This window comes from Martelella sp. NC20 (genome assembly GCF_013459645.1).
Classification (GTDB): domain Bacteria; phylum Pseudomonadota; class Alphaproteobacteria; order Rhizobiales; family Rhizobiaceae; genus Martelella.
On the sequence record NZ_CP054861.1, the window covers coordinates 1,133,276 to 1,146,362 of the forward strand.

The 13,087-nt window shown below is 62.1% G+C and carries 11 protein-coding genes; 6 read left to right on the forward strand and 5 right to left on the reverse strand.

Annotation, left to right across the window (positions count from 1 at the left end; translation table 11 throughout):
* Nucleotides 1-89 precede the first annotated feature (89 nt).
* Nucleotides 90-782 carry a DUF1013 domain-containing protein gene (locus HQ843_RS05505; protein WP_180899463.1) on the reverse strand — a complete coding sequence of 231 codons (693 nt, stop codon included), beginning with the start codon at nucleotides 780-782 and terminating at the stop codon, nucleotides 90-92.
* Nucleotides 783-1,085: 303 nt separating this feature from the next.
* Here HQ843_RS05505 and acs point away from each other — a divergent pair, with 303 nt between their 5' ends.
* The 5 genes from acs (at nucleotide 1,086) to HQ843_RS05530 (ending at nucleotide 5,762) form a co-directional block, all read left to right on the forward strand.
* The gene (acs, locus tag HQ843_RS05510) at nucleotides 1,086-3,044 is read left to right on the forward strand and encodes an acetate--CoA ligase (protein WP_180899462.1); all 1,959 of its coding nucleotides are present in this window, start codon (nucleotides 1,086-1,088) and stop codon (nucleotides 3,042-3,044) included.
* A 69-nt stretch (nucleotides 3,045-3,113) separates the two neighbouring features.
* Nucleotides 3,114-3,608 carry a hypothetical protein gene (locus HQ843_RS05515; RefSeq protein ID WP_180899461.1) on the forward strand — a complete coding sequence of 165 codons (495 nt, stop codon included), beginning with the start codon at nucleotides 3,114-3,116 and terminating at the stop codon, nucleotides 3,606-3,608.
* An 81-nt stretch (nucleotides 3,609-3,689) separates the two neighbouring features.
* Nucleotides 3,690-4,073 carry a winged helix-turn-helix transcriptional regulator gene (locus HQ843_RS05520; RefSeq protein WP_180899460.1) on the forward strand — a complete coding sequence of 128 codons (384 nt, stop codon included), beginning with the start codon at nucleotides 3,690-3,692 and terminating at the stop codon, nucleotides 4,071-4,073.
* Nucleotides 4,074-4,157: 84 nt separating this feature from the next.
* Complete coding sequence (locus HQ843_RS05525; protein WP_180899459.1) at nucleotides 4,158-4,733, forward strand: NADPH-dependent FMN reductase; 576 nt, start codon at nucleotides 4,158-4,160, stop codon at nucleotides 4,731-4,733.
* Between the two features lie 252 nt (nucleotides 4,734-4,985).
* Complete coding sequence (locus tag HQ843_RS05530) at nucleotides 4,986-5,762, forward strand: pyrroline-5-carboxylate reductase (RefSeq protein ID WP_180899458.1); 777 nt, start codon at nucleotides 4,986-4,988, stop codon at nucleotides 5,760-5,762.
* Between the two features lie 242 nt (nucleotides 5,763-6,004).
* Here HQ843_RS05530 and HQ843_RS05535 read toward each other — a convergent pair whose 3' ends face one another.
* The 4 genes from HQ843_RS05535 to osmF all read right to left on the reverse strand — a co-directional run bounded on the left by HQ843_RS05535 (nucleotide 6,005) and on the right by osmF (nucleotide 10,126).
* Nucleotides 6,005-6,733, reverse strand: coding sequence for an ABC transporter permease (locus HQ843_RS05535; protein WP_371822198.1), 729 nt, complete (start codon nucleotides 6,731-6,733; stop codon nucleotides 6,005-6,007).
* Between the two features lie 8 nt (nucleotides 6,734-6,741).
* The gene (locus HQ843_RS05540) at nucleotides 6,742-7,680 is read right to left on the reverse strand and encodes an ABC transporter ATP-binding protein (RefSeq protein ID WP_180899456.1); all 939 of its coding nucleotides are present in this window, start codon (nucleotides 7,678-7,680) and stop codon (nucleotides 6,742-6,744) included.
* Nucleotides 7,673-8,866 (reverse strand): ABC transporter permease, encoded by a 1,194-nt coding sequence (locus HQ843_RS05545; protein WP_180899455.1) that lies wholly within the window; start codon nucleotides 8,864-8,866, stop codon nucleotides 7,673-7,675. Before HQ843_RS05545 ends, HQ843_RS05540 begins: the two co-directional genes overlap by 8 nt.
* Before the next feature lie 342 nt (nucleotides 8,867-9,208).
* Nucleotides 9,209-10,126 (reverse strand): glycine betaine ABC transporter substrate-binding protein OsmF, encoded by a 918-nt coding sequence (osmF, locus tag HQ843_RS05550; protein ID WP_180899454.1) that lies wholly within the window; start codon nucleotides 10,124-10,126, stop codon nucleotides 9,209-9,211.
* A gap of 432 nt (nucleotides 10,127-10,558) precedes the next feature.
* Between osmF and gyrB the strand changes: the two genes are divergently transcribed.
* Nucleotides 10,559-12,994, forward strand: a complete 2,436-nt coding sequence (gene gyrB / locus HQ843_RS05555) for a DNA topoisomerase (ATP-hydrolyzing) subunit B (RefSeq protein WP_180899453.1) — start codon at nucleotides 10,559-10,561, stop codon at nucleotides 12,992-12,994.
* Nucleotides 12,995-13,087: the final 93 nt, after the last annotated feature.

Genomic DNA, 13,087 nt, shown 5'->3' on the forward strand with positions numbered 1-13,087 from the left:
ACCATGCCCCGTCAATCGGCCCGGCAGCAAAGAGGGGGCTTCCGCCCCCTCGATATATCGATAATGATCCAGCCTCAGCCGGACGCGCCTTACCGGTCGTCGTCGTCCTCGTCATCCTTGACCGAATTGCCAAGCGAGGCGAAACGGGAGAAGACCTCGTCGGCGGACATGCCCTTGTCGTTGTCCGAACTCAGATTTTCGGTTTCATGGGCCGAGGCGAGCGTCGCATTGTCCAGCTCTTCGGCGGAGGGAAGCGGACGATCCTTGGCGGATTTGCTGACTTCGAGATCGAGATCGATCTGGCTGCAAAGGCCGAGCGTCACCGGATCCATCGGCGTCAGATTGGCCGCGTTCCAGTGGGTGCGGTTGCGGATCTGCTCGATCGTCGATTTGGTGGTGCCGACGAGGCGGGAGACCTGCGCATCCTTGAGTTCGGGATGATTGCGCACCAGCCACAGGATCGCGTTCGGACGGTCCTGGCGCTTGGAGACCGGGGTATAGCGCGGCCCCTTGCGCTTGGATTCCGGCACCCGCACCTTGGGTTCGGAAAGCTTCAGCTTGTGGTTCGGGTTTTTCTCCGCGCGCTCGATCTCGTCGCGGGAAAGCTGGCCGGTGGAGATCGGGTCGAGGCCTTTGATGCCTTGCGCGGACTCGCCGTCGGCGATCGCCTTCACCTCCAGCGGGTGCAGCGCGCACAGTTCGGCAATCTGGTCGAACGACAAGGCCGTGTTGTCCACGAGCCATACGGCAGTCGCCTTGGGCATAAGCAGCTTTTGCGCCATTGGATATAGTCCTTCTATCGTCCGCGCCGGGGTCGCGGTCCGTGGGTGTTTGCCACTATTTCCGGGAAATCATGGGCGTTCATATAAAGCCAAAGCCGCGCGATTGCAATTCAAGAGACGACAATTGACCAATGTCTTATTGAACTCGCCTCATCAGGCTGTATGAATGGGAATCAACGGAGGAACCCCGGTTTTGGAGCCTTTCCGCGTTTCTTCGAATCGCGAAAATGCCCCCGTTTATTTGATTTGTCGCAATTCCGGACGGTGAACCGGTTCCCCTGGAATTGCTATTGGGAGGAAAGAATGTCGTCAAAAACCTATCCGGTGCCGAAATCGGCCAGCACGCGCGCGAAGATCGACGCTGCGAAATATGACAAATGGTACAAGGAAAGCGTCGAGGAGCCGGAAATCTTCTGGGACCGGCACGGCCGCAGGATCGACTGGTTCAAGCCCTACACCAAGGTCAAGAATACCTCGTTCAAGGGCAGGGTCTCGATCAAGTGGTTCGAGGACGGCCAGACCAACGTCTCCTACAACTGCATCGACCGGCACCTGAAGACCCACGGGGAACAGACCGCGATCATCTGGGAAGGCGACAATCCCTATATCGATAAGAAGATCACCTACAACCAGCTCTATGACGAGGTCTGCCGGATGGCGAACGTGCTGAAGAAGCACGGCGTCAAGAAGGGCGACCGGGTCACGATCTACATGCCGATGGTCCCCGAGGCGGCCTATGCGATGCTCGCCTGCGCGCGTATCGGCGCGATCCACTCGGTGGTGTTCGCGGGTTTCTCGCCGGAGGCGCTGGCCGGCCGCATCGTCGATTGCGAATCGACCTTCGTGATCACCTGCGACCAGGGCGTGCGCGGCGGCAAACCGATCCAGCTCAAGGAGAATGTCGATCTCGCCATCGATATCGCCGCCAAGCAGTATGTCATGGTCAACCATGTGCTCTGTGTCCGCCGCACCGGCGGCAAGGTCGGCTGGGCGCGCGGGCGCGACCTCTGGCATCACGAGGAGATCAAGACCGTCAAGGGCGATTGCCCGCCGGTGAAGATGAAGGCTGAGGACCCGCTGTTCATCCTCTACACGTCGGGCTCCACCGGAAAGCCCAAGGGTGTGCTGCATACCACCGGCGGTTATCTGGTCTGGACCTCGATGACCCATGAATATGTGTTCGACTACAAGGATGGCGAGATCTTCTGGTGCGCCGCCGATGTTGGCTGGGTCACCGGACATTCCTATATCGTCTACGGCCCGCTCGCCAATGGCGCCACCACGCTGATGTTCGAGGGCGTGCCGACCTTCCCGGATGCCGGACGGTTCTGGGAAGTGGTCGACAAGCATCAGGTCAACATCATCTATACCGCCCCGACCGCGATCCGCGCGCTGATGGGCGCCGGCGACGAGCTGGTGAAAAAGTCGTCGCGCGCGAGCCTGCGCCTGCTCGGTTCGGTCGGCGAGCCGATCAATCCGGAAGCCTGGGAGTGGTATTACCGCGTGGTCGGCGAGGAGCGCTGCCCGATCGTCGATACCTGGTGGCAGACCGAGACCGGCGGCATGATGATCACCCCGTTCCCGGGCGCGACCGATCTGAAGCCGGGCTCCGCCACAACGCCGTTTTTCGGGGTTCAGCCGCAGCTCGTCGACAATGACGGCAAGGTGCTGGAAGGGGTGGCCGACGGCAATCTCTGCATCATCGATAGCTGGCCGGGACAGGCGCGCTCGGTCTATGGCGACCACAACCGCTTCATCCAGACCTATTTCTCCACCTACAAGGGCAAATATTTCACCGGCGACGGCTGCCGGCGCGACGAGGACGGCTATTACTGGATCACCGGCCGCGTCGACGACGTGCTCAACGTCTCCGGCCACCGCCTGGGTACGGCGGAAATCGAAAGCGCGCTGGTCTCGCATCACTATGTTTCCGAGGCCGCCGTGGTCGGCTATCCGCATCCGGTCAAGGGCCAGGGCATCTATTGCTATGTCAGCCTGATGAGCGATCATGAGGGCGACGAGGCGCTGCGGCAGGAACTGGTCAAATGGGTGCGCGCCGAGATCGGTCCGATCGCGACCCCCGACAAGATCCAGTTCGCCCCCGGCCTGCCGAAGACCCGCTCCGGCAAGATCATGCGCCGCATCCTGCGCAAGATCGCCGAGGACGATTTCGGCGCGCTCGGCGATACCTCGACCCTTGCCGATCCGGGCGTCGTCGACGACCTGATCGAGAACCGGCAGAACCGGACGAAGGCTGCGTGACTTGGCTGCCCAATAATGGGGACCGGCGTTTTGCCGGTCTTCTATCGTTCAAGGCCGGGAGGAGGGAGCATGTATCGGTTGTTTCTTGCAGTCCTGTTTCTGCTGACTGCTGTCACGGCATTTGCGGATGACCTGAAACCGGGATGGAGCGTACAGTTTCATCAGGATACATTCGACAGAACCATCATGCCGCTGGCGATCGTCTCGGAGGTAGGTGACGATTTCGACAAGGCTTCGCTTGGGGCCGTCTGTTCGAGGTCAGGCGCAATTGTTCTCTTCTTCCAGCCAGAACGTTTCATGCTGTTCGATACGTCATCTGAGGTGTCATTTCGGGCAGGACAAGGCGTGGTGAAATACCGCTTCGTTGCAGGGAAGATCCCAGGTTTCGGTAGTCTTCTTATCGTGGACGAAGCTCAGTCCCGTGAGATTGCCACGCTGTTCAGCGACGCGAAAGGGGATGATATAGCCTTTCGCACCGACAAGAAAAACGGGTTAATAAGCAGCATTGGCGCAGATACGGCGCTCGAGATTGTCCGCGAAAATTGCCCGGCCGCACAAAAGTAAGAAGACTGTAGTGAAAGTTCCTGTTTGTAATAGGCCGTTGTTCCGGTAACCTGCGCACCAAACGTAACCGGAGCGCCCGCCATGCATCCCGATCACCTGCCGGAAGACTGCCGCCCGATCAGTAACCTTTTATCGCGCATCGGCGACAAGTGGACCATTCTTGTGCTGCGCGTTCTGGCGGAGGGCGAGCCGATCCGTTTCAAGGAACTGCACCGCGCCATCGGCGGCATTTCGCAGCGGATGCTCACCGTCACGCTCCGAAATCTTGAGCGTGACGGGCTCGTGATCCGCACCGTTTATCCGACCATTCCGCCGCGTGTCGAATATGCCCTTTCGGAGCGGGGCGTCGGGCTGCAGCAGGCGATGTTGCCGCTGTTTATGTGGACCAAGGAAAACGCCAAGGACATCTATCGCTCGCAGATCGCCTTCGATCTGGCGAAGCAGGACGCGGTTACCCGAAGGTAAGCGAGGCATGAAAAAGTGCCGTCTTGCGGGCGTTTCCGGTTACGATTATCTCCCTGGTTACTGTTCATAACCAAGGAGTTTCCCGTGACCAGACCCAGGATCGGCATCATCGTCGGCAGCACCCGCGAAGGGCGTTTCGCAGACCATCCGCTCAACTGGTATCTCGACATCGTCAAGGACCGCGACGACGCGGATTTCGAGGTCGTCGACCTGCGCGATTATCCGATGCCGTTTTTCGAGGAGAAGATGTCGCCGGCATGGGTGCCGCCGGAAAACGAGGTTGCCCGCCGCTGGGGCGAAAAGCTCGACAGCCTCGACGGCTTCGTCTTCACCGTCGCCGAATATAACCACAGCGTGACCGGCGTTTTGAAGAACGCGCTCGACTATGCCTACAAGGAATTCAACCGCAAGCCCGCCACCTTCATCGCCTATGGCGGCACCGGCGGCGCCCGCGCGGTCGAGCAATTGCGCCTGATCCTGGCCGAGCTTCAGGTCGCCTCGCTGAAATACAATGTCCATATCGGCATGAGCGAACTGCTCGGCATCCTGCGCGAAGGCAAGACCATGGCGGATTTCCCCTATCTGATCGATAGCGCCACGACGATGACCGACGATCTCGTCTGGTGGACCAATGCGCTGAAGACCGCCCGCGCAGCCTAGAGCCCTCCTTCTTCTCCGTCACCCCGGACTTGATCCGGGGTCCAGGGCGATGTGGCGGGCATATCTCGTCGCAAGGGCATTGCCATGCAGCCCTGGAGGCCGGCTCGAGGCCGGCATGACGGAACTGGGTAAGAGGACTTCGCAAGAAAATGAACCGCCGGCGCATACCGGCGGCTCTTCTTTTTCCTCTCGGGCGTTTTCAAACCGGCGCATGCTTTCTATGGTGCGGGCGAAACAGCAAAGGAGCGCGCCATGACAATCGGATTCATCGGAACCGGCGAAATCACCCGGGCCGTCGTTACCGGCCTGTCCACGATCGAGGGCGAAAAGCCGACGATCCTCGTCTCGCCGCGCAATGAAGAGATCGCGCGCGACCTTGCCGGACGGTTTGACAATGTCGCGGTCGCGGGCAGCAACCAGGATGTCATCGACGGAGCGGAGATGGTCTGCCTGGCGCTGCGCCCGCAGGATGCCGGCGAAATTCTCGAAGGCCTCAAATTCGGCCCGGCCCATCATGTGCTGTCGTTCATGGCGACCTATGGCGTGGAACAGATCGAAAGACTGGTTAAGCCCGCGCAAAAGGTCACGCTGGTGACGCCGCTCCCTGCGGTCGCCTTCCATGGCGGCCCGACGCCGATCTTTCCGCCGCATCAGGAGGTCGTGGCCCTGTTCGAACCGCTCGGCACGCCCGTCGCGGTCGAAACGGCGGAGGAATATCAGGCGCTCTGCGTCGCCACCGCGACACTGGCCGGGGCATTCGCCTATTATGAGACGATTTCCGACTGGCTGGCCGCGAAGAACGTGCCGGAGGACAAGGCCCGGGCGTTTTCCGGCGCGGTCTTCTACGCGCTCGCCGCCACGGCCAGAAATGCGCCGGAGCATTCCTTCGCCGACCTCACCAAAGAATCCGCCACCCGCGGCGGCACCAACGAACAGGTGCTGGCGCATCTGAAGGAAGATGGGGCCTATCGGGCGCTGTCGAAGGCGCTTGACGGTATCTGGCAGCGGTTCGAGGATGCCAAGTCCTGAAAACGGTTCAGGCGGCGTAGGATTCCAGTTTGCTTTCAACGTCTCCCCACATTCCGCGTCATCCTCGTGCTTGACCCGAGGATCCAGGACGCTCGGCAGGGGCGTTGTAAACCTTAGCAAATTCAATGACATAAGCCGCATGTATGCTCGGGTCAAGCCCGAGCATGACACGAGAACGAAGGGCTGATGACAAATGATGGTCAAAGCATATTGCTTTGTCAGCAGTCGGGGATTTTATTCCGCTACCCCTGCCGCCCGGTACGCCGCGCCATGGCGCGTTCGACCATCACCAGGCCGTCATGGATGAGTAGCGCCAGCACGCCGACCACAAGGCCGCCCTGCAGCACGAATGCGGTGTTGTTGGACAGAAGTCCGGCAATGATGACCTCGCCAAGCGTCTTGGCCGCCACCGTCGATCCGATGGTCGCCGTTGCCAGCGAGATCACCACCGAAAGCCGGATGCCGGCGAGGATGACGGGGAACGCCAGCGGGAATTCCACCTGCGTCAGCCGCTGCCATCCCGTCATTCCGACGCCGCGCGCGGCCTCCGCGACATTGCCCGGCAGGTTGGTGAGCCCCGTCAGCGCGTTCTCGAAGATCGGCAGCAGGCCGTAGAGAAACAGCGCGATCAGCGTCGGGACCGGCCCGAAACCGAACACCGGCACGGCAAGGGCGAGGACCGCGACCGGCGGAAAGGTCTGGCCGATATTGGCGATCGAGCGCGATAGCGGCAGAAATTCGACGCCGAAAGGCCGGGTCACGACAATCGCGAGGCTGACGGCAAACAGCGTCGCGGCGAGCGTCGCCAGCCCCACAAGCGCAAGATGGCTGAGCGTCAGCGACAGGATGCTGGTCTGGGTATAGATCGCCGGCGCGCCGTTCCGGGTGAACGGCTCGAACACCGGCGCGAACGTCTGAGGCGTGACGATGAAGGTCACGAGCAGCGCCAGAAGCGCCAGCCTTGTCAGCATGGCAAGCTTCATGAAGCCGGACCTTCCGCCCGCAGCAGGAGTTGTTCGCGGGTGATGCGGCCGATGATGACCCCGTCGCGTTCCACCGGCACGGCATCGCGACCGGACCAGAGGATCTGCGCCAGCGCATCCCTGAGGCTCGCGGTGTCGGCAATCGGCGCGCCCTCGGCGGGGCCGTCCTCCACCAATTGCCCCGAGGCCGTCAGCGACAGCATGCGGAACGCCTTGTCGCCGGTGCCGAGCAGTTCATTGACGAAATCGGATGCCGGATGGGCGATGATTTCGGCGGGCGTCGCATATTGCAGAAGCTTGCCCTCATGCATCACGGCGATCCGGTGGCCGAGCAGGATGGCCTCGTCCATGTCGTGGGTCACCAGCACGACGGTGGTGGAGAACTGTCGCTGGATCTTCAGCAGGTCCTCCTGCGCCTTGGCGCGGATGATCGGGTCGAGCGCGCCGAAGGGTTCGTCCATCAACAACAGCGCCGGTTCGGCGGCAAGCGCGCGGGCAACGCCGATGCGCTGCTTCTGGCCACCGGAAAGCTGCTGCGGCATGCGGTCGCGATAGAGCGCGGGCTCGAGGTTGAAGAGGGTCAGCAGCTCATCGACGCGGTCGTCGCGCCTCTTCCTGTCCCAGCCGAGGAGTTTCGGCACGGTCGCGATGTTCTCGGCGACCGTGCGGTGCGGAAACAGGCCGTGGCCCTGAATGGCATAGCCGATGCCGCGCCGCAGCTCATAGTCCGGCAGCTCGCGGTTGTCGCGGCCATCGATGCGGATCGTGCCGGAGGTGGGCTCGACAAGCCGGTTGATCATCCGCATCAGCGTGGTCTTGCCGGAGCCGGAGGTGCCGACGATGGCGGCAAGTTCGCCGCGCTCGACGGTGAGCGAGACATTGTCCACGGCGCGCGCCTCGCCGTAGACCTTGGTGATGGCGTCGATCTCAATCATGGGCGCGGTCCCTTTTCGTCTGGCTGATTTCCACAAGCGCATCGAGAATGATGGCGGCGGCAAACGCCATGCCGACCACCGGCAGCGCGCCGAGCAGCACCAGGTCGGTCGCCGTCTGACCGATGCCCTGAAACACGAAGGTGCCGAAGCCGCCGCCGCCGATCAGCCCGGCGATCACCGCCAGTCCGATATTCTGCACCAGCACGATGCGGATGCCGGTAAGGATGACCGGAAAGGCAAGCGGCAGCTCGATCTGGAACAGCAATTGCCGTCCGGTCATGCCCATGCCGCGCGCGGCTTCCCGGGCATCGCGCGGCACGCTGTCGAGGCCGGCGACCGTGTTGGAAACCACCGGCAGCAGCGAATAGGCAAACAGCGCCACGATCGCCGGCGCAAAGCCGATCCCGGCGATCCCGATTTCGGCCGCCCCCGGCACGGTGCGGCCGATCCAGGCAAGCGGCGCGATCAGCAGGCCGAACAGCGCGATCGAGGGAATCGTCTGCAACACGTTCAGGCTGTTGAGAATGCCGGCGCGCACCTTCGGCGCGCGAAAGCACAATATGCCCACGGGAATGCCGACCACCGTCGCCGCAGAAAGCGAGCCGAAGGCAAGCGCCACATGGATGCGGCCCTCGCGCCAGAAGGCATCGGCGCGGTTGTCATATTCCTTGATGATCGAAAGCGCGTCCCAGGCCCCGGACCACAGCAGGACCCCGATCGCGGCCATCGCGGCCGCCAGGAACGCGATGCGCAGCAATGGCGAAAGCTGCTTGCGCACGATCGCATCCGCCATCGCGATCGAGAACGCAAACAGCATGACCCAGAAGCCGCCGCCCGGCGAAATCCGGGCATAGGGATTGTCGTCCGGCATCAGAAAAGCGCCGGACCTGCCGACCATGACGGCGAGTGCTGTAATCGCCGCGATGCTGGCGGCAAGCCGGAGGTTCACCGGCGTCCTGATCAGAATGACAAGGACCACGGCAAGCACGAAGGCGATCAGCGCGACCGCCTGCCACAGCGGCAGCGCCGCCCAGACCATCACGCCATCTGCGGAGACGATGCGGTTGGCCCGTGACAGCGCAAAGGGCTGCAGGACGAGGCCGACGAGCGCGATCGCCGCGACGATGACGCCGAGCTTGTCGAGCCTTAAGGCGGTGCTCGTCTCTGTCTCGGTGATGGCTGACATATTCCGCCTTTCGGTCGGTATTCCACTATGGCGGGGGTGATATATGCTCCTTCAATCTCCCCCTTTTGAGGGTAGCGTATCGCATATGGCTTCACCGCATAGCCCCCAGGCCTTCTCGCCCCGGAGGGGAGAGATGTCGCGAAAGCGACAGTGAGGGGGGAATCTATCCTCACGAACGCTCTCACGGGATGACATGCTGCATCACCCTCACTGCCCCTTTCGGGGCATCTCTCCCGCAAGCGGGAGAGAGTATTGGGAGCAAGCCGCTCGCCCCATATGCAATTCGCCCCCTCAAGGGGGGAGATTATTGGGGGGCTTTGCGGCGAGGCCGGAACCCCGCTCTTACTTCACAAACCCGTTCAGCGTCAGGAACTCCCTGGCAACCGCATCGGCCGGTTCGCCGCCGACCTGGACGCGGCCGTTGAGGTCCTGCAGGGTTTCAAGGTCGAGCGCCTCGAACACCGGTTTCAGGATTTCGGCGATCTGCGGATATTCCTCAAGGCGCGCCTCGCGGATGATCGGGGTCGGCAGGTAGACCGGCTGCACGCCCTTGTCGTCTTCCATCACCTTCAGGCCGGAAGGCGCGATGCCGCCGTCCGTGCCGTAGACCATGGCGGCATTGGCGCCGGAGGTCTGCTTGGCGGCGGCCGCGATCGTTGCCGCCGTATCGCCGCCCGAAAGCGTGATCAGCTGGTCGGAGCCCAGATGGAAGCCATAGGCCGCCTCGAACGCCGGCAGCGCCGACGGCGAGGTCACGAATTCGGAGGAGGCCGCGAGCTTGATGTCGCCGCCGTCGGCGACATATTTGCCGAGTTCGGAAAGATCGGTCAGCTTGTTGTCGTCGGCGATTTCGCTGCGGATCGCGATCGCCCAGGTGTTGTTGGCATTGGCCGGCGTCAGCCAGACGATCTTCTCGGCGTCATAGTCGAGCTTCTTCGCCTCCTGATAGCCTTCCTCGGCATTCTTCCAGATCGGCAGGTCGGCCTTGTTGTAGAAGAAGGCGGCATTGCCGGTATATTCCGGATAGATGTCGATCTGGCCTTCCGTGATCGCCTGACGGACGATCGGCGTGGCGCCGAGCTGGATCTTGTTTTCCGTCGGGATATCGTTGGCCTGAAGCGTCTGGAGAATGATGTTGCCAAGAACGCCGCCCTCGGTGTCGATCTTGGAGGAGACGACCACAGGCGCCGCCGAGGCGGACTGGGCCGCGGTAAAGGCGGCGAGCGCCAATGCGCCGGTCAAGGTCAGAATGCGTTTCATGTCGGTTCCCTCTCTCTCAAAACGGCCCGTGCCGGGCCGGTTGCCGCACCGCCGGGTCTCACCCTTCAAACGGCGCGGCTGCGAACAATTGGTCCGGCCGCATCGCCGGCGACCGGAAAGGAAGCTGGCGATGCGGCCAGTCTTTCAGATAGTGCACCGCCGGGCCATGACGATAGCATACACAAGATTTATGCTGCCGCGTCCCCGTTTGCCGGAAATATCCGTCTTTGAAACGGGACATCGCCCGTGCGATCCCGACCTTGCCGCGCCCGCCATTGAAACGGGCTGGGCTTATCCCCAATTTGACTGTAAAAGAAGGCCCATCGATTTGAGTGAAAAAGGCTTTTCCCCTAGGATCGGTGCCTAAAAGCGGCAGTGATTCGGCGCCATCATCGCGCGCCCACACTCCAACAAGTTTGGAAAGACCTGTTTATGAGCGAAACCCCAGAAATTGCCGTCGGCGTTCCCGCCGAATACGGCGCCGATTCGATCAAGGTTCTGAAGGGGCTGGATGCCGTGCGCAAGCGGCCGGGCATGTATATCGGCGATACGGATGATGGCTCGGGTCTCCATCACATGGTCTACGAGGTGGTCGATAATGCCATCGACGAGGCGCTTGGCGGTTATGCCGATCTCGTCACCGTGACGCTGAACCCCGATGGTTCTGTCTCGGTCACCGACAATGGCCGGGGCATTCCGACCGACATTCACACCGGCGAGGGCATTTCGGCGGCTGAAGTGATCATGACGCAGCTTCATGCCGGCGGCAAGTTCGACCAGAATTCCTACAAGGTCTCCGGTGGCCTGCACGGCGTCGGCGTTTCCGTCGTCAACGCGCTTTCGGTATGGCTGAAGCTCAAGATCAAGCGCGCCGGCAAGCTGCACGAAATTTCGTTCACCCACGGCGTTGCCGACAAGCCGCTGGAAGTGATCGGCGATGCGGGCGACGAAACCGGCACCGAACTCACCTTCATGCCGAGTTCCGAAACCTTCACCATGATCGATTTCGATTACGCGACGCTTGAAAAACGCCTGCACGAACTCGCCTTCCTGAATTCGGGCGTGCATATTCTTCTGACCGACAGGCGTCATTCCGAGCTGGTGCAGAAGGATCTGCATTATGAGGGCGGCCTTGCGGCCTTCGTTGCCTATCTCGACAACGCCAAGAAACCGCTGGTGAGCGAGCCGATCGCGATCTCGATCGAAAAGGACGGCATCACCGTCGAAGTGGCGATGTGGTGGAACGACAGCTATCACGAGAACGTGCTGTGCTTCACCAACAACATCCCGCAGCGCGACGGCGGCACCCATATGGCGGGCTTCCGCGGCGCGCTGACCCGCCAGATGATCTCCTATGCCGACACATCCGGCATTCTGAAGCGCGAGAAGGTGACGCTGACCGGCGAGGATTGCCGCGAAGGGCTGACGGCGGTGCTTTCGGTGAAGGTGCCGGACCCGAAATTCTCGTCCCAGACCAAGGACAAGCTGGTCTCGTCCGAAGTCCGTCCTGTGGTTGAAAGCTGCGTCAACGAAGCGCTCGGCCAGTGGCTGGAAGAGCATCCGAACGACGCCAAGATCCTCGTCACCAAGGTCGCAGAGGCGGCATCCGCCCGCGAGGCCGCGCGCCGCGCGCGTGAACTGACGCGGCGCAAGGGCGCGCTCGACATCGCCTCGCTTCCCGGCAAGCTTGCCGACTGTTCAAACCGCGATCCGGCCAAGTCCGAACTGGTTCTGGTGGAGGGCGATTCCGCCGGCGGCTCCGCCAAGCAGGGCCGTTCGCGCGAGACCCAGGCGATCCTGCCGCTGCGCGGCAAGATCCTGAACGTCGAGCGCGCCCGTTTCGACAAGATGCTGTCGAGCCAGGAAATCGGCACGCTGATCACGGCGCTCGGCGCCGGCATCGGCAAGGACGAATACAATCCGGACAAGCTGCGCTATCACAAGATCATCATCATGACCGATGCTGACGTCGACGGCGCGCATATCCGCACCCTGCTGCTCACCTTCTTCTTCCGGCAGATGCCGGAGCTGATCGAGCGCGGCCATCTCTATATCGCCCAGCCGCCGCTCTACAAGGTCACGCGCGGCAAGTCGGTGCAGTACCTGAAGAACGAGCAGTCGCTCGAGGACTACCTGATCGACCAGGGCCTCGAGGAAGCTTCGCTGCATCTCGGCTCCGGCGAGGTGCGCGCCGGGCCGGACCTGCGCCAGGTGATCGTCGATGCGATCCGCATGCGCAACCTGATGGAAGGCATCCATTCGCGCTACGATCGCCATGTGGTCGAGCAGGCGGCGATTGCCGGCGCGCTCAATGCCGAGCGGGTCACCGATCCGGCCGAGGCCGAACGGCTCGCAGCCGATATCGCAGCCCGGCTGGACATGGTCGCCGAGGAGACCGAGCGCGGCTGGGAAGGCTTCGTGCGCGAGGATGGTGGGTTGCGCTTCGAGCGCACGGTGCGCAGCGTCAAGGAAGTCGCCAATATCGACATGGGCCTGATCGGCTCGGTCGATGCCCGCTATATCGACCAGCTCCAGAAGCGCCTGTTCGAGGTTTACGAGAAGCCGCCGCTTCTGAAGCGCAAGAATGGCGACCTCACGATCTACGGTCCGCGCGCCATGCTGGAAGCCGTGTTCGAGGCCGGCCGCAAGGGGCTGACCATGCAGCGCTACAAGGGTCTTGGCGAAATGAATGCCGAGCAGCTCTGGGAAACCACGATGGACCCCAATGTCCGCTCGCTGCTGCAGGTCAAGGTCCCCGACGCCACCAGCGCCGACGGCCTGTTCTCGCGCCTGATGGGCGACGAGGTCGAACCCCGCCGCGATTTCATCCAGGAAAATGCGCTTTCGGTGGCAAATCTGGATATCTGAGGATTGGAACCGGCGCTTATGCCGTTTCTTCCTTTTGGAATCATCCTCGGCCTTGTGCCGGGGATTTTTTCACCTCACCGGTCAATCGTCGGC